Below are 19,989 nucleotides of genomic sequence, written 5' to 3' on the forward strand. Positions count from 1 at the left end.
CCGCGCCCGCAATCGACCGAGTTGATTGTGAACCGGGGCATGTGCAGTCTGCACGCTGAACAATGACGCGCGCGCTGGCTTCCTGGGCCTGCCGCGCGACCGCTTGAGAGGATGGATGAACATGGATTTTGACCCTGCCGCGCTGGGCCTGATCGACGACGGATCGAAGATCGAAGTCAATATAAACCACGTCCAGCCAGGCCGGATGGAGGAGGCTATCGCCGCTTTTCAGGAAGCGTTTGCCGACTATAAGCCCGAGGGCTTCAAGATCATCTACGCGTGCGCCGATCTGGCCAACAATCGCCTGATCTGGATCCACAGATATGAGAAGGGCTTCGACCTCGCGAACCGCTTCTACCTCGGCAAATTTCCTAAATTGCCCATGTGTCTGTGGGCAGGCTCCCGCTACGACGCCTTTGCCGCGTCGCCCGAAGAACAGCCAGCCTGATCTTGCGTCCTAACTCGATCACCCGATGACATCTTCAATTTGCCGAGGTTTATATGAGCAACAGCTTTCCATCGCTTGAGGCACTCAAGGAAGGGCCCACCGTCGAACTCAAGGTTTACGAGGTCAAGAAGGACGGCTGGCCGCATTTTTTGAGCCGCTGGAGAAAAATTGTAAAGCTCCGCCGGGCTGCCGGGTTCAAGGTCGAATTCGCCGTCGCCGATATTCCCGGACACCGCTTCATCTGGGCGGTCAGCCGCGATGACGACTTCGTCAGCCAGAATCTCGATTATCTCAACAGCCCCGATCGGATAGCGGCGAACACGATATCGGATTACATCGCCTCGTTCGAAATTCCGCATGTCATTACAATCCCGGTCGATTGAACTTTTTTCCTGGAGCGGGGCAGGCTGCTGCCCTGCTCCAGGATGACGGCGAATTGGGATAGCCGGCAGAGACGGCCGTAAAGTATTTTATGGATAGGAGGCTGACGCATTTCCCGTCAGCCACTGTCGCGTCCCCCATCAAGGACGCCGCTTCAGCAAGACCTTGCGATCGACTTGAGCGACAATCTCCTGTTTCTGATTCACGCCGTAGTGACGGTATAGGATGATGCCCGCGTCGGGCCGATCGGAGTCCGACTTTTCTAGAACCTCGGTATAGGCATAGAGCGTATCGCCGTGAAAAACGGACCTCGTCAGGCGGATATTGTCCAGTCCGAGTTCCGCAATGGCGTTCTCGCAACAATCCTGCGCCGCCAGCCCCAGGACGATCGAAAAGTTCACGCCACCATAGGACACGACCTGACCGAACGGGGTACGGGACATTTTGTCTTCGTTGAAATGCGCGTCCGCGCTGTTCATGACGAGATTGGTGATCAGCACATTTTCCAGATTGGAAACTGTTTTGCCTCGCGCATGGCGGATGACGGCGCCTATCTCGAAATCTTCGAAATAGTTCTTGCCGCCGGTCAGGTGCGTATCAGCGCTCATTGATCATTTCCTTCCCGTCGGCGAACCAGATTTGATCGGCGGAAGCTGACCAGCAGATTGCCATCCTGATCGCGACCCTCTGTCTCCCATGTGACGATGCCAAAAGCGGGATTGCTGCCCGAAATCCGCGCCTCGACCGTGCTGCTGCTCGCGGTCAGTGTCACGCCCGGATAGGCGGGGCGGTGGTAGCGAAGATCATAGACCCCCAGAAAGGGCCCGCCGGCTTCGCTGCAATCCTCGACCGACAGGCCCAGCGCGACGTTGAACACCAGTTGTGGGTTGAGCACGATGTCGGGGTGACCCTGCTGCCTCGCATAGGCCCGGTTGAAGTAAAGCGGCACGAAGGACAGCGTGATAGTGGTGAAAAGGGTGTTGTCGCTTTCCGTTATCGTGCGGCCCCAATGGTGGTCGAACTTTTGCCCAACGAAAAAGTCTTCGTAGAGATTGCCCTTTTTCCAAAGGACCGCCTTTTCTATGATCGCCTTTGACATGGATATATCCCGCTCTGGCGGCCTGTCATGCGCCGCACCTTCAGGGTGAAGAGGGATCGGCTCTGTTCCGAAGTCAGAGCTTGATCGTGATACATTTCAGCTGCGTATAATGGTGTAGCGCCTCGACGCCTTTTTCGCGGCCGTATCCGCTCTGCTTATAGCCGCCGAGCGGCGTTTCGACGCCGCCTGCCATATATTCGTTGATGTAGATCTGTCCGGCCTCCAGTTGCGATGCGACGCGGTGCGCGCAACCCAGGTCGCGGGTCCAGATGCCGGCGGCCAGTCCGTAATTGCTGTCATTGGCGATACGAACCGCGTCTGCTTCATCCTTGAAGGGCAACACGGTCAAGACCGGGCCGAAGATTTCCTCGGTCGCGATCCTCATGTCGGGACGGGCGTTGGTGAATATGGCGGGGCGGACATACCAGCCGCCCTGGCTTTCTTCCGCTTTCAAAACCCTGCCACCGGCGGCCAGCGTTGCTCCCTCCTCGACGCCCACGGCAATGTAGGCCTGAACTTTCTCGAACTGGGCGGCGGTCGTTATCGCGCCCACATAGGCGTCTGGCTGCGGCCCGACCTTCAATGCCTCGACGGCAGCGACCAGTCGCGCGACAAAGGCGTCGTTGATCGATTCCTCGACTAGCAACCGCGTGCCGGCGAGGCAGATCTGGCCGGCATTCACACTGAAGGCTCTGATAGCCCCGGCCACGGCGGACTCCATGTCGGCATTGGCGAACACGATGTTGGCCGATTTGCCGCCCAGTTCAAGCGTGAGCGGAATGATGCGCTCAGCCGCGATCTTGCCAACCTCCATTCCGGCACGCAGGCTGCCGGTGAAGGCGACTTTGCGCACCAGCGGATGGCTGACAAGAGCCGCCCCAGCCTCTTTCCCCAGTCCCTGCACGACGTTCAGCACGCCGGCCGGCAGTCCGCATTCCTCCACGGCGACCCGCGCCAGCATGGCCAGCGATCCGGGAGTTTCTTCCGAGGGTTTGCTCACCACCACATTGCCGGCGGCCAGCGCCGGCGCAATGGCGCGCGCTGCCTGCTGCAATGGCGCGTTCCAGGGCAGGATCACGCCTACGACGCCAAACGGTTCGCGTAACGTGTAGGAATGATAGGCTGGACCAAGATCGATGATTTCGCCATGGCCGATGCTGACCAGACCGGCGTAGAACTCAAAATATTTGGCTACGCTCTCGATCTCGATCGGGGACTGCCACGCTGGCTTGCCGGTTTCGAGACCTTCGATTTCGGCGAAACGGTCGATCTGTTCCCGCAATTTTGCGGCGATAGCATTCAGGATGCGCCCGCGCGCCATGGGATGCTGGTTACGCCAGGCGGGAAAGGCCTGCGACGCATGTTGCACGGCCCGGTCGACATCCGTGGCAGAGCCGACAGCCACTTCACCGATCTTCTGGCCTGACGAGGGCGAGATCTTGTCGATGAAACGGCCGGTATCCGGCTCGATATCCTGTCCGATGAAATGGAGATGCCGGAACATCATGTCTCCTGATCTGCTCTAGCCCGGCCCAACATGCCGGCTTTTTCTTTTGGCAGTATGAACTGCCGCCAATGGACGCAATCCTTGATCGGTGATCCTTGATAATGGCTGGATTGGCAATCTTCGTTCGGGCTGGTTGCTGTAAATTTCATCCATAATATGGCGGCTGCCCGCTGGCGCGCAGGAAATTTCAGAAGCAGATTCATGCCGGTGCCTGGCGCGTTCCCGCGCCAGAGCCAGGACGGGGATCGGACTCAATGCACCTGTAATAGCTTCAGGTGGTGCGCTTGCCATGCACCCCCGTGGCGTAGCAATCATCGCAGCCAAGAAATGCGGACAAGCGGTCTGCCGCCGCAATGGGAAAGGAGTTGAAGATGGCCCAGTATAAGCCCGAGTGGCTGAGTCTTGTGCAAGAGGCACCCATCGACCCGGATCTGCCGATCATCGATCCGCATTGCCATCTGTATGACGATCCCGTCCGCCGCGCCACCATGGGCGGCTTCATGACCGAGGAATTCCTCAAGGAAATTCATGATTCAGGTCATAAGGTCGTGTCGACCGTCCATTGCGAGGCGTACAAGACCTTCGTCGACGCCGCCGCCCCGGCCGAGTTGCAGGCCGTGGCCGAAACACGGGCGGCGACGCGGGTCGGTGAAGAGTCGCAGCAGCGCGACCCGGCCGGTCCGCGCCTGTCCGAGGGCATTATCTGCGCTGCCGATCTCACCCTGGGCGAGCGGCTGGACGATGTGCTCGCCGCTCATCGGGAGGCCGCAAAGGGTCGGCTGCGCGGCGTGCGTTCGTGGACGATGAGCGATCCCGAAATCACCTTGCCCTATGAAGCGCCCGTTGACCTGCTCGCCGATCCGGCTTTCGTCGCCGGAGCGAAGCGGCTGCTGGATCACAAGCTGACCTGGGACGCGGCGGTATTCCATCCCCAGATTCCCTATGTCGCGGCCCTCGCGGAAAAGGTGCCGGATCTGCCTATCATCCTCAATCATGTCGGCATTCCGATCTATACCGGGCGCTTCAAGGACAAGCTCCAGGAAACCTATCAGCACTGGCTGGCGATGATGACCGATCTTGCCCGCTACCCTAATGTCTATGTGAAGGTTTCGGGCTTGTTGATGGGCTTTTCGGGGCGCGCTTTCGATGATCACCCGACGCCGCCGACCTCGCAGCAGGCGGCGGATGCGATGGAGGATCATTACATCCCGACCATCGAACTTTTCGGGCCCGAACGGTGCATGTTCACCAGCAACTTCCCGCGCGACCGACTTGGCATTTCCTATGGCGTGCTTTGGAACGCGCACCGCATTCTGGCGAACCGTTACAGTCCGGATGAGCGCGCGGCCCTGTTCCACGGCACAGCGGCCAAGGTCTATAATCTGCAGGACCCCGCGTAACAGGGTCTGTACTCTAGCAATGATGTGCCCGGATGGTCTTTCGCCGGCCGGCCACATCCATATTCCGGGGCGCTGCCCGGATGGAACGAACTGGAATGGGAATGGACAATCTGAACTTCGCTGGCAAGCAGGTGATCGTCGTCGGCGGCTCCAGCGGTATCGGCAACGCAACCGCTCGCGCCTTTCGCGACGCAGGCGCCGATGTTCTGGTCACCGGCACGCGCGCTTCCGCCGCAGACTATGGGCCCGATGAAGCCGACAGCTTTGAAGGTCTCGCCTATTCGCAACTGATCGTGGGGGATGCCGATTCGGTGGCCACCTGGCAGCCCGCCGTGGAACGGCTCGACGTGTTGGTTCTGTCGCAAGGGTCGGTTGCGTACCGCCGGCAGGAGTTCGAGCCGGAGACGTTCCGCCGTATCGTCGACATCAACCTCAATTCCATGATGGACTGCGCCGCGCGGCTGAAGCCGCTGCTTTCCGTCAGTTCCGGGAGCATCATCACCATCAGTTCGGTAGGCGGCGTTCGAGCGACAATCGCCAACCCGGCTTATTCCGCATCGAAGGCTGGCCTTATCCACCTGACGCGCGTGCTGGGTGCCGCATGGGCGCGCGATGGCATCCGTGTCAATGGCATCGCCCCGGGCCTAGTCGAGACCAAGATGATCGCGGTTACCACTGAAAATCCAGAGCGTTTGGCCGCGCGCCTGAAGGGCATACCGCTGAACCGTCTTGCCAGCCCGGCTGAGATCGCTTCGATCGCGATGTTCCTAGCCTCGCCGATGTCGAGTTACATTGTGGGCCAGACGATCATCGCCGACGGTGGCAGAACGCTTACGTGATCCGCTCGGCGGCAGTCAGCCGGTGCCGCCATGCCCCCAGCGCAAGGAATTTAGGAGTAATTATGAACAACGTGGTGTTTCAGGAAAAGCGCGGCGACATCGGGATCATCACGGTCAATTCGCCGCCGGTGAACGCATTCGGCATCGCCGTGCGCCGTGGGCTCGATGACATGTTCAGCCAGCTCAAGGCGGACGATGACGTCAAGGCGATCGTAGTAATCTGCGCAGGGAAGACATTCTTTGCCGGAGCGGACATTTCCGAATTCGGCAAGCCGCCCGAGGCGCCGCTGCTGGGCGCTGTGTTCGCTGGCGTCGAAAATGCCGGTAAACCGGTGATCGCCGCGATCCACGGAACGGCGCTGGGCGGGGGCTGTGAATTCGCGCTCGTCTGCAATTATCGCGTCAGCGTGCCGAGCGCCCGGATCGGCTTGCCCGAAGTCAAGCTGGGCCTCCTGCCCGGAGCCGGCGGCACCCAGCGCCTGCCCCGCATCGTCGGGCCGGAACTGGCCATGGACCTGATGCTTTCCGGCCGCTCGATCGGCGCGGACGAAGCGTTGGGGCTTGGCGTGGTCGACAAGATCGTCGCCGAAGATGCACTTCTGGACGGCGCCGTGGAATTCGCCCGATCGGTGCTGGCGGACAACAAGCCGCTGGTGAAGATCAGGGATAGACGCGACCAGATCGACCCGTTCAAGGACAAGCCCGAGATATTCGCCGCCGCACGGGCCAAGTCGGCAAAGACCGCGCGCGGCTTCATGGCGCCCGAAAATATTATCAAGGCTGTGGAAGCGGCCGTCGCACTTCCATTCGACGAGGGTATGGCGCGTGAGCGGCAGTTGTTCGAGGAACTGCGGGATTCCGTGCAAAGCGCGGCGCAGCGCTATTATTTCTTTGCCGAGCGACAAACAGGCAAGGTGCCGGGCCTGGCCAAGGATTGTCCGGCTCTGCCGATCGCCCGCGTGGGGGTGATCGGGGCCGGCACCATGGGCGGCGGCATCACGATGAATTTCCTGAGTGCCGGCATCCCCGTCACACTGGTGGAAATGTCGCGCGAGGCGCTGGACCGCGGCATTGGCATCATCCGGAAGAATTACGAGAACAGCGCGAAACGCGGTCGCCTGACGAACGCAGAGGTGGAAAAGTGCATGGCGCTGATCATCCCGTCGGTCGACATCACGGCGCTTTCGGATGTCGATCTGGTGATCGAGGCCGTGTTTGAGCGAATGGACGTCAAGCAGGATATCTTCGCCAAGCTGGATAAGGTCGCCAAGCCAGGGGCGATCCTGGCCAGCAACACCTCCTTCCTCGATCTCGATCAGATCGCGCGGGCGACCAGCCGTCCTGAAGCAGTGGTCGGCCTGCACTTTTTCTCCCCGGCCAATGTCATGCGGCTGCTGGAGATCGTGCGCGGCGCTCGGACATCCGATCAGGTGCTGGTGACGGCGCTGCAAGTCGCGGGGCAGATCGGCAAGGTTCCGGTCGTCAGCGGCGTCTGCGACGGCTTCATCGCGAACCGGATCATGACGCCGCGACGCGAGCAGGCCGACGCGCTGATATTGGAGGGCACCTCTCCGCAAGCTGTGGACAAGGCTGTGTATGACTTCGGCTTCCCCATGGGACCGTTCGCCACGCTGGATTTGGTCGGCCTGGATGTCATCAACCGCAAGGAGCCGTTCCGCACCGTCAAGCAGGACCTGCTCGATGCCGGACGGCGCGGACAGAAGGCGAATGCGGGCTTTTACGATTATGACGAAAACCGCAAAGCCTCGCCTTCGCCACTGGTCGCCAGCATCATCGCGGAAGTCGCCGCCGAGCGTGGCATCGCGCAGCGTCCGCCGCTGAGCGAGGATGAAATCATCGCCCGGCTTCTCTACCCGGTGGTCAATGAAGGCGCGCGCATCCTTGAGGACGGCATCGCGTTGCGGGCATCGGATATCGATGTCGCCTGCATTCTGGGCTACGCCTGGCCGCTCTACACCGGAGGGCCGATGTTCTGGGCGGATCAGGTGGGCCTGCCCCGGATCGTTGCCAAATTGCGCAAGCTCGCGCAAGAATATGGTCCCCGCTTCGATCCGGCGCGCCTGCTGGTGGAAAAGGCTGAATCCGGCGGCAGTTTTACCGGCTGACCGCGCACTCGGCGGCCGCCGCAGCGCGGGCCGCCGTAGCGGTACTCATCCCTCTTTCTTGCCCACCGGCTTACCGAGCATCGCATCCGAAATGATGCGCAGCTGAATTTCCGACGTGCCTTCAAAGATCTTGGTCAATCGGGCATCGCGCCAAAAGCGTTCGATCGGATGGAGCGTGGTGTAAGCCGCGCCGCCGACGATTTGCATTGCTTCGCTCGTGACTTCTTCGGCCATTTCGGCGGCAAGATATTTGATCATGGAGGTTTTGACCTTGGCGGGACGGCCAGCGTCGATTTCCTCACAGACATGGTACAGCAGTTGGCGCGCGGCCTCGACTTTGGTGGCCATCGTCGCAATCTTGAAGCGGATCGCCTGGAAATCCGAAATCGGCTGCCCGAATTGCACGCGTTCGTGCGCATAGGCGACGGCATGGTCCAGTGCCGCCTGCGCCAGGCCGATGGATCTGGCGCCGGTCTGCGCGCGCGCCAGTTCAAGGGCGTGGGCGGTGTTCTGAAACGCGCGCCCCGTATCCGCCGCTTCCGGATCGGCGCGCACGCGCACACCGTCAAAATATAGTTCCCACGTCTTCCACCCGAAATAGCCTATCTTCGGGATCGGCGAACCGGTGACGCCTTGAGGCAATTCACCGCGCGGTTTATCGACGTTCAGGCTGATGGTGCCTGCCTTGCCGCCGCTCTCATCGTCGATACGGCAAAGGACACGAATGAAATCCGCGCCATCGGCAAAAGTGCACCAATATTTGTTGCCGGTAATGACCCAGTCGTCGCCTTCACGGCGGGCACGACAAGATACACCGGACAGGTCCGAACCTGCGCCAGGCTCGGACAAGGCAGCTGCCCCCAGGTAGCGGCCCTGCGCCATCGCCGCTATTTTCCGGTTCTTTTCCTTAGCGGACCCGCTGACACCGCGATAGAAGGCGTTGCCGCGCGCGGGCAAGCTGGCGACGCTCATCCAGCCCTTGGCCAGTTCTTCGGTGACAAGGCAATATTCATAGGCGCCAAGGCCGAGGCCGCCCAGCTCCTCCGGGATGAGAATGCCGAAGAAGCCGAGCTCGCCCATGCGGTCGATCAGCTCAGGCGGGAAATCGGCCTTTTCTGGATCCAGTCGATCCGCCAGTGGACGCACTTCGTTGCGCGTGAAGTCACGAGCAAGCTGTTGTATCATGAGCCGCTCTTCGGTCATGCCGCACGCGAAACCGGTTGCCTGCTGCGTATCCATTTTCGGGTGCCTTCGATGCTGCCTGGCGGCTGTGCTCGGTTTCAAACCGGAGGGACGCTGTCGTTGGCGTGGTAGCGGCGGATGATCTTCACCCGGTCGCCCGGTTTGGCGGTTTCCCAACCTTCGAGCAGTTCCTTGGTGAAGGCGTCGCGGATCGCCGGAGCAGCTGCGCGGTTCGCCGCTGCCAGCGCATTTGGCAGCTCCGCCAATGTCAGATCCGTGCAATAGGCGGCCGTACCCGGCTGCTGCCGCCATGATTCCGCCAGAGCGCCGGCGTCGAAGGGGTCGAAGCCCGAAAGATCGACCAGATCCATGATGGTCCGCTTGGCGCGGGGGTCATCGCCCGCCACAGGCAGGGCGATGCGTCCGGGCGTAGCTGCAGGCCTGCCTTCGTCGCGCAGACTTTCTGCCAAGATGCTGTTATAGGCCTTGATGACCGGGTGTCCCAGATGGCGGGACACCCACACGCTTTCCACTTCCCCTGCCTCAATCTCCTCGATCGGAGGGTCGCGATGGGGCATGTAGTTGCCGGTATCCACGATCACCAGATCATCGCCGGCCTTGGAGAACAAGTCGGCGGGCAGCGCGGGAATATTCATCTGCGGGATTGAGATGAAAACCACATCCGCTCCGTCCACCGCTTCGGCGATCGAGCCGGCACGTGCGCCCAATTCGGCGGCGAGATCGGTCAGGCTGTCTGCGCCGCGCGAGTTCGAGATGGTCACCTCATGGCCTGCTGCGGCATATTTTTTTGCCAGTATGCCGCCGATCTTGCCTACGCCGATCATGCCAATCTTCATGGCCTATACTCTCCTTCGGTTATGATCCGCGTCTCAAGCGGCGCCTTATCGGACCAGCGATCGGGCCATGGCCACCAGCCTTCGGCACTGTTCCAGATGCAGCAGTTCCACCATCTTGCCGTCCACCCGCAGCACGCCGGAACTGGCGTTCTCTGGCTTGGCAAAGGCGTCGATAACCGCCGTCGCGAAGCCGATCTCGGCCTCTGTCGGGGAAAAGACGGTGTTTGCGGTCTCGATCTGGCCTGGATGGATCAGCGTTTTGCCGTCGAAACCGAATTCCAGTGCCTGCCGGCATTCCGCCTCCAGCCCCGGAGCGTTCTCCAAATCATTGTAGACCCCGTCGATGATCGTCAGGCCTGCCATCTTCGCGGCCGTCACCGCCAGACATAGTTGCGGCGCCAGCGCGGCGCGGCCGGCAACCAGGCGGGCATTGGTTTCCTTGCAAAGATCGTTGGTGCCCATGACGAAGGCAGCCAGGCGAGTCTCCTGCGCGGCGTCGGAAATGTCGCGCAGGTTGAAGATCGACCGGGCGGTTTCGATCATGATCCACAGGCGGGTGCGGGGAGGGAGCGATGCCATCAGGGCGTTATAAGCCCGGACGTCGCCAGCCGTGGAAATTTTGGGTGCCAGGATCGCGTCGGGTGCGACGGAGGACGCAGCGACGGCTTCCATATCCGCGCGGCCCCATGGGGTATCGAGGCTGTTGACGCGCACCACTACTTCCCGATGACCAAAGCCGCCTTCGCGAACCGCCTCCAGCGCGCGTGCGCGGGCATCGGCCTTTTCATCCGGCGCGACCGCATCTTCAAGGTCGAGGATGACAGCGTCACAATCCAAGCTGCGCGCCTTGGCGATCGCCTTGGCGTTAGAGGCAGGCATGTACAGTACGCTGCGAACCGGCTTATATTCCATTTCAGACACAAATGCTCCTTGAGGGTGTCTATCAACTGCAGTGAGCTGACATTCTAGGGGCGCGGCGCCGCCGTTTAGCAAGCCCAATCGACCATCCGGATCGCGTTGATTGCATCAGTAATGGCGCCGTCGCCGTGCTCGCGTGATTATCGCGGAGGCATGCGGATGGCGCCGTTGAGCCGGATCGTCTCGCCGTTGAGCATCGGATTTTCGATGAGGCTTCAACCCCAGCTGCGACGCCGTGGCTTCGGACATGACCAGCGCCATCGCCGCCCCGCGTCCCATGGGAGATCGCACGATATCGGCGATCACGGGATCGTTCCGCATAGTCCTGTCCTGTGTAGCTTCGCCGGTCGCTCTTACTGAGCATCTGACGGGCCGATTGGTCGCCCGAAGGCGCGGGCCGAAATGATAGGATTCATATATTCGCGCACATGCGCGATCCGGCCATCGCGAATATCGTACCGGAAGATGTAGCGGTTTCGATAGGACACGCCGTCGGCCAGCGTAATGTCGCCGCGCTGTTCGATGAACAACCGGCTTCCGTCCGCGAGAATTGAGAGGTCGACATCCTCCAACGCGCCAAAGCGCATGTCGAGCGAGAGCGTATCGCGCCAAAACGCAATGATTGCCTCTGGGCCTACAAGGCATCGACATTCGGAGGGATCGCTCGAACCACTTTCGGAAAAAGGGAATTCGTACACAGCGTCCGGCGTCAGCGCTTCGCGCAGCGCGTCCATGTCTCGCCGCCCGATCGCTGCATAGAAGCGCGCGACCGCGGCCTTTGCCGCGCGGCGCGCGACTGGATCGTCCCGCTGCGCGTCATCGCTGTTCAGAAGCTCAGCCAGGGTGAATGACATCGGCTGCTGCGCCGAACGACGCCGCCTCATAGCGCTGGAAATGATATTCCGTCGAACCCAGCTGGTGCGAGATCGCGATCAGGCGGGTGAAGTAATCGGCGACCGGCAGTTCCCTGGTCATGCCCATGCCGCCGTGGATCTGCACCGCCGCTTCACCAACAAACCTGGATGATTGGTCGATCAGGACCTTCGCTGCCGAAACCGACTGGGCCCGGCTGTCGGCCGCGCCAGAAAGACTGGCGGCGGCCATGATCGTCATGGAGAAACTTTCTTCGACCTTGATGAACATTTCCGCCATGCGGTGCTGCAGCGCCTGGAATTCACCGATTGCTTTGCCGAACTGCTTGCGCTGCTTGGCATAGTCTACGGTCCATTCCAGCAACATGCGCTGAATACCCAGCGCCTCCGCGCAAAGGGCGGACAGGCCAGCATCGAACGCCGCCGCCAGCCTGCTGGTTGCATCCTCACCTTGCGCGATCATTGCCTCGGCCGGGACCACGACGTCTGCAAAAGTAATGTCGACGCAGCGCCCGCCGTCCACCAGCTTGGCGTCTTCGCGCTCCATGCCGGGGAGGTCGGCCTGCACCAGGAACAGTCCGGGGCCGGAAGCGCCGCCAAGATCCGCAGCCACCACAAAGTGGGTCGCTCTGGCGGCATTGCGCACCAGTGGGATATGGCCCGTCAGGGTAAAGCCCTGCTCGCCTGTCCGCGCCGCAATGGATTCCTTGCCGCCCGGAGCGCGAACCCGCCAGTCGACGGCTGGAATGATGATCCGCTCTCCAGCCATAACGGCCTGAAGCGCCTCGTCCCCCGCGCCCGTCAGCAGCGCCTCGGCCATTACGATGGATTCCAGCCACGGTTCGACCGACAGCGCCTTGCCCAATTCTTCCATGATGATCATGTTGCCGGTCGCCCCGGCGCCGAAACCGCCAATGGCCTCCGAGAAGGGGGCCGCAAGTAAGCCAAGTTCCGCTGCGAACGCGCGCCAAATCTCCGGAGAATAGCCCTGGGCCGCCTTGACGATCTCGCGACGTTTTTCAATGCTGAACTGGTCACGAAGGAAAGCTGCCAACGTTTCGCGCAGCATATTCTGTTCTTCGCTATATTCAAAATTCATGTGTCGCATCCATCTGCCGCAAGCGTCAAAACGGGATCAGAGTCCGAGCGCCCGTTTGGCGATAATTTCCATCTGGATTTCATTGGATCCGCCATAAATGGAGGCTTTGCGCATGTTGAGATATTGGTCGGCCGCTCGCCTCGCGCGCCGGGGGCCGCTCATCCCGCCATCAGCGCTCGGGGGTTTGCCGTCGTGATCGATCAGCCCATGCGGGCCGGCCGCTTCCATAGTCAGTTCCGTGGCGCGCTGGGCGATGCGGCTGCCGCGCGTCTTGAGCATGCTTAGCAGCGGCGTCGTGTCCCGCCCGGCATTAGCCGCCGCCAGCGTCCGGAGGTCCGAAATTTCAAGAGCCATCAGTTCGATCTCCAGCTGAGCGATTTGGCGCCTGAACGCGGGGACCTTGATGAGGGGATCGCCATCACCGTTAAGTTGCTCGGCCGCCAGCGCCCGCAGTTTCTTGATCCGGTTCTTGGATCGGCTGACCTCGGCGAGGTTGGACCGCTCATGTTGGAGCAGATATTTCGCGCAGGTCCAACCCTTATTCTCATCGTGAATGCGGTTTTCGACCGGCACGATGACGTCGTCCAACCACACTTCATTGACTTCCCAGTCGCCGCCCAGCGTCTCGATCGGGCGGACGGTCAGGCCGGGACTCGCCATGTCAATCAGCAGGAAGGATATTCCCTCCTGCTTCTTGACCGTGGTGTCGGTGCGCACCAGGAAAAATCCCCAATCCGCATATTGTGCAAATGTGGTCCAGGTTTTCTGGCCGTTGACACGGTAATATTCCTTGCCATCTTCCCCGCGAAATCGTTCCGCCGTGGTACGTAGGCTTGCCAGATCCGATCCCGCGCCCGGCTCGCTGAATCCTTGGCACCACCAGGATTCGGCGCGGACCATGGGCGGCAGGAAGCGCGCCTTCTGTTCCGGGGTGCCGAAACGTTGGATCACCGGGCCGCACATGGAAACGCCCATTGAAAAGACGCGGATGGTGTCCGCAGCTTCCAGTTCCTCCTTGAAGATGTAGCGCCGCGTCAGGGTCCAGCCGGTTCCGCCATATTCTGTCGGCCAGCTCGATCCGAGCCAGCCCTTATTCGCGAGTATACGCATCCAGGTCATATAGTCTTCGCGACTATATTCTTCGTTATTCGCCGTTTTTTCGCGCAAATACTGCGGATATTCGTTGGCGATGAAATCAGACACTTCCCGACGGAAGTCCTCATCGCCTGACGTGAATATCTGGTCCATGCTGGTCCTCTGTATCTTCATTTTGTGCGTTTGCGCGGAACATGACCATATCTGGATGCCGCAGCAAGTGCCCCGGGACCGCGACTATCCCGCAACGAGTGTTATCTCATATGCAATCCCTCCGCGCGTGACCTGGCCCACGCCGCGGCCTAGTGTCGGCCACAAGCCATAAAAGCCGAAGGAGAGACAAGAATATGCCCGCATCGATCAGTACTGACGCGCCCAGGTTTTTGCGGACAGGCGCTCGCCCGTGGCTGGTTCTCTCGATGTTGTCGGCGCTCTATGTCTTTTCGCTTATCGATCGACAGATTTTCGTCCTGTTGATCGGCCCGATAAAGGCGCAATTCCAGCTTAGCGACGTGCAGATCGGCCTGCTGATCGGTACGGCTTTTGCGGCGGTCTATTCGTTTATGGGTATTCCCGCGGGGCGCATTGCCGATCGAGGCAACCGCAAGCAGTTGATTGTGGCAGGTGCGATCATCTGGTGCCTTTCCACCATCGCATCGGGCTTCGCTACCAGTTACGCCATGTTGGTCATGCTTCGATTGGGGCTCGCTGCCGGCGAGGCGGTGCTGACCCCGGCTGCGCATTCGATGATCGGCGACCTTTTTCCGCGCGAAAAGCGCAGCCTGGCTGCCAGCCTGTACACGTCCGCCGGCTTGATCGGTGCCCCCTTGGCCTTTTCCGGCGGCGCGCTGGTTATTTCCGGCATAGAAGGCGTGAAGGCGGGTGGCGTCCAGATCGAAATGCAGGTCTGGCAGCTGGTGCTTTTCGTGGTGGGCTTGCCGTCCCTGGCCTTGGCCATCCTGTTTTGGCTGGTGGTGCGCGAACCGCAGCGGACCAGCGAGACTGGTCAAGCGCAGGCGCTTGCGAAGGGCGATATCATGCGCCAGATCGCATCCCGCAAGAAGCTGTATGCGGGCCTCTTTTTAAGCTCCGTCCTGGCCGCAGGATGCAGCTATGCCCTCAATTACTGGACGATCGAGTCCCTGAAGCGCGATTTCGGCTGGTCCGCGGTGGAGGCCGGATCGGCATTCGGCCCGGTCATTTTCCTGGCGAGTGTGGTCGGAGTGATGGGGGCGCCCTGGCTCACCACCCGCGTAAAAGCGGGAGGACGCGCCGATGCCGTCATTCTGGTCAGCTTCGCCTTCGTGGCCATGGCCTTTCTGTCACTGGCCATCGGCCCGATCCTGTCCGATCCTGTACTTCGGCTGGCGTTGATCGGATTGGGTCTGGTCGGAACGCTGGGTGGCAGCATGAATATCGTGATTTCCATGCAGGAGGTCGCGCCCGCCCGGATGCGGGCGACGTTCGTGGCGCTGCTGTACATGGGCATCACCTTGTTCGGCGCAGGGGCGGTTCCGGTCGTTGTCCCCGTGGTCGGCGGCATGTTGAGCCAATCCAACGGATTGAGCGGGGGCCTGGCGATTGTCTGCACATGCCTCAGCGGCATTGGCTTGTTGCTGCTCTGGTGGATACGCGCTGATTTCGAACGAGAAGCGATCGCCGGATTTCCAGTCTTTGGCGCTCACGATGGCTAGAGCGCGTTACGTTAATCTGACGCGGGCCGCGCGCTCTGGTCCGTTGTTGTCGCATCGTTCTTGCGCAAAGCCGGTTCCCACTTTTGCGCACGGATACTCTCATCCGGCGTCTAACGGGGAGGCAGCGTAGGGAAACTGCCCCGAACTGGTCGTCAGGCGCTGACGACGGTCGAGCGCCACGTGTTCAAGCGCCAGCGGGGAAGGTTATGACGCTGCGGGCTACGCCGCCATGTTCCAGCGCCTCATAAGCCTCGTTGATTTCGTCAAGATCGATGGTTCGCGACACGAGGTCGTCAAGGTTCAGCTGACCACGCAGATACAGGTCCACATACAAGGGGATGTCGTGGTAAAAGTTCGACGAGCCGAGCCATAGTCCCCGGACACCCTGCTGGCGAGGCAGTATCCCGCTTTCCATCGGCGACGGACGCAGCGTCAGTTCGGCGCCGGGCGCCATGCCACCGATCAGATATGTTGTCCCGCCAAAGCCGAGTACCGCCATGGCCGCCTCCGCGACTGCCGGCACTCCGATCATCACAAAGGCATGATCCACGCCTGCTCCGCCAGTGAGCGCGAGGATCGCGTCGACCGCACTCGCCTGCGAAGAGTTGACGACGTCCGTGGCTCCGAACTTGCTGGCGAGGTCAAGCTTCGCCTGCTGGATATCGACACCGACGATCCTGGTTGCGCCCGCCAGCTTCGCTGCCTGGAGAGCATTGAGGCCGACACCTCCGCAGCCGAAGACGACGACCGATTGTCCCGGAGAAACCTTGGCGGCGTTGAAAACAGCGCCACAGCCGGTCACGACCGCGCACCCGATTATCGCAGCTTGTGGAAAGGGCATCGCCTTGTCGATCGGGACCAGTTGGTTCTCGTGGATCAGAGCCTGTTCGGCGAATCCACCCAAGCCTTGCAGTTGGCCGAGGCATCCGCAATCGTCATGCAATCTGCACTCCGCTGCCGAGGCGTCGCGGTCGAGCGCGCCAGGGTTGGAACATGCGTTGAGGTTGCCGCGAAGGCAGGCCGGACAATGGCCACAGGGCTGCAACGCGGCGGCGACGACATGATCCCCTACCTGAATGCGCGTGACAAGGGGGCCGACTGCTTTAACGACGCCTGCGATTTCGTGGCCGAGTACAATCGGTGTCGATATGCCCATGCCGGTTTTCGCAACGGTGATATCGCTGTGGCACAGCCCCGATGCGCGAACCTCGACAAGCACCTCCTTGTCGACGGGGGCGGAAAGCGTGACGTCTGCGATTTCGAACGTTCCGCCAATATCTCGGATCACTGCTGCACGCACGATGCTCACTCTCCTATCAAGTTCTTCGGCATTTTCGACAATATGAGACGTTATTCTCGGTGTTCATAGATGCACTACAGCATCACCATTAAATGTTCAGGGCGTTATCGCATACGTAATCTCGGCCAACGCATATTGAAGCGTCCCGAAATCTGGATCAATTCCAGCAACAACAGGCGCTAATCGATGAAGGCGCTGCATAAGCTGACAAGATCTAAATAGGAGGGGCTTCCATGAACCGTAAGGTGGCTATTTCGCTTGCCTCGCTTGCCTCGCTTGCCGCGATCATATCAAGTCCCGCTCTGGTGCTTGCTCAGGAGTCATCGGGCGCGCGAGAAGCATCATCGGTTCAGGATCAAGATCCGGTAGCTGTTTCGGACATCGTTGTGACCGGCACCCGAATCGCGCGAGACGGATCGCAAGCTCCGTCGCCGATGACGATTTCGACGGCGGAGGATCTCAACAAGGTAGCGCCAACTTCATTGATTGCCGGTCTCACGCAATTGCCCCAATTCAGCGGATCGTTGACCAATACGAGCGCCCGATCCATTGCGGCGATCGTCGGCAACCATGGCGACTTCGTGAACCTGCACGCCATCGGTGCGGTGCGGACCCTGGTCCTGCAGGATGGCCGACGTCTTGCGCCGACTACTTTCACAGGGCTGGTCGACACCTCCATCATACCGCAGCTTTTGGTCAGGCGGGTCGAAGTTGTGACCGCGGGCGCCTCCGCCACCTATGGTTCGGACGCCGTGTCCGGCGTCGTCAACTTCATTCTCGATGACAAGTTCACAGGTTTAAAAGGAGTCGCCCAAGGTTCCATCGCCTCACGCGGCGACAATGCGAATTACCGTGTGGCGCTCGCCTATGGCGCGCAGCTCGGCGACAGGATCAATATCGTGGCCTCGGTCGAGCGCTATCAGACCGGCGGCTTCAAATTCGAGGATCGCCCGCCGTACGGCAATTATAATATTCCGGTCGGCAGCGTTCCGGGTGGCGGCACGCCGGGCCTGCTGGCTAATCCGCTGGTTGATGGCCGGAACATCCGCTTCGCTCTTGCAACGGCTGGGGGCAATATCCTCAGCGGGCCTTTCGCCAACTATGTGTTCACGACGCCGGGTGTCTATCGCCCGATCGACGTCGGCGGCGTGACCGGCAGCCCCGGCTTGTTCGTGGGCGGCGACTACCACAAGTGGGATGGCCAGTGGCAGGCCGTGCCCGCCACGACCAATACGGGATTCTTGCGCGTCAATTTCGAAGCCAGCGATGATATCACGGCTTTTGTGCAGGTAAACGGCGCTAAAACGAAGCAGCGCTATGCCGATGGCGATGGCCGGATGGGCCAGGGGCAGGTGCTATATCCGCTCAGAAGAACCTATTTTGCCGAGAACCCTTTCCTCCCCCCTGCGATGGCGACTGCCCTCACGAATGCTGGCCAGTCGTCATTCCAGATGAGCCGGATCATCACCGAAACGGCCAATAACGGTACTCACGACGATACAAATTACTATAATGCCGCTATCGGACTGAAAGGTGAGCTGGATAGATTTCGCTGGGACCTGACGTACCAGCATTCATGGTCGAAATATCGAAGCAGAAACCAGGATATGCGGCAGGACAGGCTCGCCGCTGCCACTGACGCGGTGCTGAGTCCATCCGGCCAGATTGTCTGTCGGCCCACCTTGGATCCCGATCCCGCAGTGCGGGCAAGGTTCGCTGGCTGCGTCCCGCTCAACCTTTTCGGCCAGGGCGCTCCGTCCGCAGAGGCGCTTGCCTATGTGCGCGACGTTTCGCAATATGCGGCCGTCACGAAGTTGGACAATGTCGCCGCCACGATCACCGGCGACCTTTTTGACTTGCCGGCCGGCGCCCTGTCAGCTGCGGTCGGGGCGGAATATCGCAAGTCCAGTCTCGACATGACAAGCAATTCCGATCCCCTTATCCTCGCCGACTCCACGGGTCTGCGAAACCTCCCGGCAGGCGTCGGAAGGTTCCTGCTCAACAATTTCGCAACGGCGAGCGGTTCATACGACGTGAAAGAGGCGTTCGGAGAAGTCGCCATTCCAATATTCAAGGATCAGCCATTCGCCAAATCCCTGGAGCTGAATGCCGCCGCGCGCATCACTGACTATTCGACCAGCGGTACGGTCACGACCTGGAAGGGGGGCGCCGTCTGGGAGGTCATGGACGGCTTGCGCTTCCGTGGGACGCGATCGCGCGATATCCGCGCGCCCACCCTGTTCGACCTCTATAACAGGGGGGCGGCTATCGACGCGACCTTCTTCGATCCGCACCTACAAAAACAGATCGTCGTGTCGCGCGTCACTCGCGGCAATCCCGATCTGAAGCCGGAGGTCGCCAACTCGCTGAGCCTGGGTTTCGTGGTTCAACCGCGCGCGGCGCCCGGATTTACCCTTTCCGTCGATTATTATGACGTCAAGTTGAAGGGCGCGATTCAGTCGCTCAATACCGACATCGCCGCAAGGACGTGCGAGGCAAGCGGCGGAACCAGCCCCTTATGCGCCCTGATCGTCCGCAATCCGGCCCTGCCGTACAGCGATAGGACGGACGCCAATGCCGCCAGAGCGATTATCAATACCCCCGCCAATTTGGCAGGTCTCAAGACGAGAGGCTTTGATATTGAGGCCAGCTATCGTCATCCGCTTTTCGGCGGTGATCTTTCCACTCGCCTGTTCGTAACCTATGTCGACCGCTACATCATTCAGGACAGCGCATTGCAAGCCCCCGTCGAGCTTGCAGGCTGGACGGAAGGTATCATCTCGTCCGTGGGCGCTTCTGTTCCCAAGGTGCGTGGCAGCCTGCAGGTTTCATATTCGACGGATCGCCTCAGCGTGACGGCGCAGGAACGCATGGTCGGGCGCATGAAGCGCGGGCCGATCAACATCTGGGCCGAGCGCGATCTGCCGGCGGTATTCTACACCGATCTTACAGTGTCATACCAGTTCGGCGAAAATCGCACTGGAAGCGAGCTCTTTGTCACGGCCAACAATCTGTTCGATCGCGATCCCCCGTTTATCGCGACGGGGCCTAGCCCAGGTCTGTACATGGCAACTCTGACCGATGTCTATGATAGTGTGGGCCTGGCGTTCACAGCGGGCGTGCGGTTTAAGTTCTGATGCCCGATCGATGGGGTTGCCCGAAGTGATGGCTT

At 60.7% G+C, this 19,989-nt stretch carries 17 protein-coding genes; 7 read left to right on the top strand and 10 right to left on the bottom strand.

Annotation, left to right across the window (positions count from 1 at the left end; translation table 11 throughout):
* Positions 1-121: 121 nt before the first annotated feature.
* Positions 122-448, top strand: coding sequence for a hypothetical protein (locus HNQ99_RS12310; protein WP_184475955.1), 327 nt, complete (start codon positions 122-124; stop codon positions 446-448).
* Positions 449-501: 53 nt separating this feature from the next.
* Positions 502-831, top strand: coding sequence for a hypothetical protein (locus HNQ99_RS12315; protein WP_184475956.1), 330 nt, complete (start codon positions 502-504; stop codon positions 829-831).
* Between the two features lie 138 nt (positions 832-969).
* Here the strand turns inward: HNQ99_RS12315 and HNQ99_RS12320 are convergent, their stop codons facing one another.
* From HNQ99_RS12320 to HNQ99_RS12330, 3 genes are all read right to left on the bottom strand, one after another.
* The gene (locus HNQ99_RS12320; RefSeq protein ID WP_184475957.1) at positions 970-1,437 is read right to left on the bottom strand and encodes a MaoC family dehydratase; all 468 of its coding nucleotides are present in this window, start codon (positions 1,435-1,437) and stop codon (positions 970-972) included.
* Positions 1,434-1,928 carry a MaoC family dehydratase gene (locus HNQ99_RS12325; RefSeq protein WP_184475958.1) on the bottom strand — a complete coding sequence of 165 codons (495 nt, stop codon included), beginning with the start codon at positions 1,926-1,928 and terminating at the stop codon, positions 1,434-1,436. The genes HNQ99_RS12320 and HNQ99_RS12325 overlap by 4 nt, the downstream gene beginning before the upstream one ends.
* A 73-nt stretch (positions 1,929-2,001) precedes the next feature.
* On the bottom strand, positions 2,002-3,432 hold the full coding sequence (locus HNQ99_RS12330; protein WP_184475959.1) for an aldehyde dehydrogenase family protein: 1,431 nt from the start codon (positions 3,430-3,432) through the stop codon (positions 2,002-2,004).
* 374 nt (positions 3,433-3,806) lie between these two features.
* On the opposite strand from HNQ99_RS12330, the gene HNQ99_RS12335 reads away from it, so the two are divergent.
* The 3 genes from HNQ99_RS12335 to HNQ99_RS12345 all read left to right on the top strand — a co-directional run bounded on the left by HNQ99_RS12335 (position 3,807) and on the right by HNQ99_RS12345 (position 7,800).
* On the top strand, positions 3,807-4,835 hold the full coding sequence (locus HNQ99_RS12335) for an amidohydrolase family protein (protein ID WP_184475961.1): 1,029 nt from the start codon (positions 3,807-3,809) through the stop codon (positions 4,833-4,835).
* A gap of 101 nt (positions 4,836-4,936) precedes the next feature.
* Complete coding sequence (locus HNQ99_RS12340; protein WP_184475963.1) at positions 4,937-5,674, top strand: SDR family NAD(P)-dependent oxidoreductase; 738 nt, start codon at positions 4,937-4,939, stop codon at positions 5,672-5,674.
* Between the two features lie 62 nt (positions 5,675-5,736).
* On the top strand, positions 5,737-7,800 hold the full coding sequence (locus HNQ99_RS12345; RefSeq protein ID WP_184475966.1) for a 3-hydroxyacyl-CoA dehydrogenase NAD-binding domain-containing protein: 2,064 nt from the start codon (positions 5,737-5,739) through the stop codon (positions 7,798-7,800).
* A gap of 45 nt (positions 7,801-7,845) precedes the next feature.
* Here HNQ99_RS12345 and HNQ99_RS12350 read toward each other — a convergent pair whose 3' ends face one another.
* From HNQ99_RS12350 to HNQ99_RS12375, 6 genes are all read right to left on the bottom strand, one after another.
* Positions 7,846-9,039, bottom strand: a complete 1,194-nt coding sequence (locus HNQ99_RS12350; protein ID WP_184475968.1) for an acyl-CoA dehydrogenase family protein — start codon at positions 9,037-9,039, stop codon at positions 7,846-7,848.
* Between the two features lie 41 nt (positions 9,040-9,080).
* Positions 9,081-9,839 carry an NADPH-dependent F420 reductase gene (locus HNQ99_RS12355; RefSeq protein WP_184475970.1) on the bottom strand — a complete coding sequence of 253 codons (759 nt, stop codon included), beginning with the start codon at positions 9,837-9,839 and terminating at the stop codon, positions 9,081-9,083.
* 45 nt (positions 9,840-9,884) lie between these two features.
* Positions 9,885-10,751: an HpcH/HpaI aldolase/citrate lyase family protein gene (locus HNQ99_RS12360; RefSeq protein WP_184476028.1), complete on the bottom strand. Its 867-nt coding sequence runs from the start codon at positions 10,749-10,751 to the stop codon at positions 9,885-9,887.
* 359 nt (positions 10,752-11,110) lie between these two features.
* Positions 11,111-11,611 (bottom strand): nuclear transport factor 2 family protein, encoded by a 501-nt coding sequence (locus HNQ99_RS12365; protein WP_184475972.1) that lies wholly within the window; start codon positions 11,609-11,611, stop codon positions 11,111-11,113.
* Complete coding sequence (locus HNQ99_RS12370) at positions 11,592-12,728, bottom strand: acyl-CoA dehydrogenase family protein (RefSeq protein ID WP_184475974.1); 1,137 nt, start codon at positions 12,726-12,728, stop codon at positions 11,592-11,594. Before HNQ99_RS12370 ends, HNQ99_RS12365 begins: the two co-directional genes overlap by 20 nt.
* 36 nt (positions 12,729-12,764) lie before the next feature.
* Positions 12,765-13,976 carry an acyl-CoA dehydrogenase family protein gene (locus HNQ99_RS12375; RefSeq protein WP_184475976.1) on the bottom strand — a complete coding sequence of 404 codons (1,212 nt, stop codon included), beginning with the start codon at positions 13,974-13,976 and terminating at the stop codon, positions 12,765-12,767.
* Between the two features lie 194 nt (positions 13,977-14,170).
* On the opposite strand from HNQ99_RS12375, the gene HNQ99_RS12380 reads away from it, so the two are divergent.
* A complete protein-coding gene (locus tag HNQ99_RS12380) occupies positions 14,171-15,517 on the top strand; it encodes an MFS transporter (protein WP_184475978.1) in 1,347 nt (448 codons plus the stop codon).
* 184 nt (positions 15,518-15,701) lie between these two features.
* Here HNQ99_RS12380 and HNQ99_RS16915 read toward each other — a convergent pair whose 3' ends face one another.
* Positions 15,702-16,817 (bottom strand): zinc-binding dehydrogenase, encoded by a 1,116-nt coding sequence (locus tag HNQ99_RS16915; RefSeq protein ID WP_184475980.1) that lies wholly within the window; start codon positions 16,815-16,817, stop codon positions 15,702-15,704.
* Positions 16,818-17,050: 233 nt separating this feature from the next.
* Here HNQ99_RS16915 and HNQ99_RS12390 point away from each other — a divergent pair, with 233 nt between their 5' ends.
* Entirely contained in the window at positions 17,051-19,954 is a 2,904-nt protein-coding gene (locus tag HNQ99_RS12390) for a TonB-dependent receptor plug domain-containing protein (RefSeq protein WP_184475982.1), read from the top strand.
* The last annotated feature ends 35 nt before the right edge of the window (positions 19,955-19,989 follow it).

This window comes from Rhizorhapis suberifaciens, assembly GCF_014200045.1.
Taxonomy (GTDB): Bacteria; Pseudomonadota; Alphaproteobacteria; order Sphingomonadales; family Sphingomonadaceae; genus Rhizorhapis; species Rhizorhapis suberifaciens.

What these genes read in the sequence shown, in the direction of transcription:
- HNQ99_RS12320 (WP_184475957.1), bottom strand. Translation starts at nt 1,437, where the DNA reads ATGAGCGCTGATACGCACCTGACCGGCGGCAAGAACTATTTCGAAGAT.
- HNQ99_RS12335 (WP_184475961.1), top strand. Translation starts at nt 3,807, where the DNA reads ATGGCCCAGTATAAGCCCGAGTGGCTGAGTCTTGTGCAAGAGGCACCC.
- HNQ99_RS12375 (WP_184475976.1), bottom strand. Translation starts at nt 13,976, where the DNA reads ATGGACCAGATATTCACGTCAGGCGATGAGGACTTCCGTCGGGAAGTG.
- HNQ99_RS12325 (WP_184475958.1), bottom strand. Translation starts at nt 1,928, where the DNA reads ATGTCAAAGGCGATCATAGAAAAGGCGGTCCTTTGGAAAAAGGGCAAT.
- HNQ99_RS12330 (WP_184475959.1), bottom strand. Translation starts at nt 3,432, where the DNA reads ATGTTCCGGCATCTCCATTTCATCGGACAGGATATCGAGCCGGATACC.
- HNQ99_RS12370 (WP_184475974.1), bottom strand. Translation starts at nt 12,728, where the DNA reads ATGAATTTTGAATATAGCGAAGAACAGAATATGCTGCGCGAAACGTTG.
- HNQ99_RS12380 (WP_184475978.1), top strand. Translation starts at nt 14,171, where the DNA reads ATGCCCGCATCGATCAGTACTGACGCGCCCAGGTTTTTGCGGACAGGC.
- HNQ99_RS12360 (WP_184476028.1), bottom strand. Translation starts at nt 10,751, where the DNA reads ATGGAATATAAGCCGGTTCGCAGCGTACTGTACATGCCTGCCTCTAAC.
- HNQ99_RS12350 (WP_184475968.1), bottom strand. Translation starts at nt 9,039, where the DNA reads ATGGATACGCAGCAGGCAACCGGTTTCGCGTGCGGCATGACCGAAGAG.
- HNQ99_RS12390 (WP_184475982.1), top strand. Translation starts at nt 17,051, where the DNA reads ATGAACCGTAAGGTGGCTATTTCGCTTGCCTCGCTTGCCTCGCTTGCC.
- HNQ99_RS12365 (WP_184475972.1), bottom strand. Translation starts at nt 11,611, where the DNA reads ATGTCATTCACCCTGGCTGAGCTTCTGAACAGCGATGACGCGCAGCGG.
- HNQ99_RS12310 (WP_184475955.1), top strand. Translation starts at nt 122, where the DNA reads ATGGATTTTGACCCTGCCGCGCTGGGCCTGATCGACGACGGATCGAAG.
- HNQ99_RS12315 (WP_184475956.1), top strand. Translation starts at nt 502, where the DNA reads ATGAGCAACAGCTTTCCATCGCTTGAGGCACTCAAGGAAGGGCCCACC.
- HNQ99_RS12355 (WP_184475970.1), bottom strand. Translation starts at nt 9,839, where the DNA reads ATGAAGATTGGCATGATCGGCGTAGGCAAGATCGGCGGCATACTGGCA.
- HNQ99_RS12345 (WP_184475966.1), top strand. Translation starts at nt 5,737, where the DNA reads ATGAACAACGTGGTGTTTCAGGAAAAGCGCGGCGACATCGGGATCATC.
- HNQ99_RS12340 (WP_184475963.1), top strand. Translation starts at nt 4,937, where the DNA reads ATGGACAATCTGAACTTCGCTGGCAAGCAGGTGATCGTCGTCGGCGGC.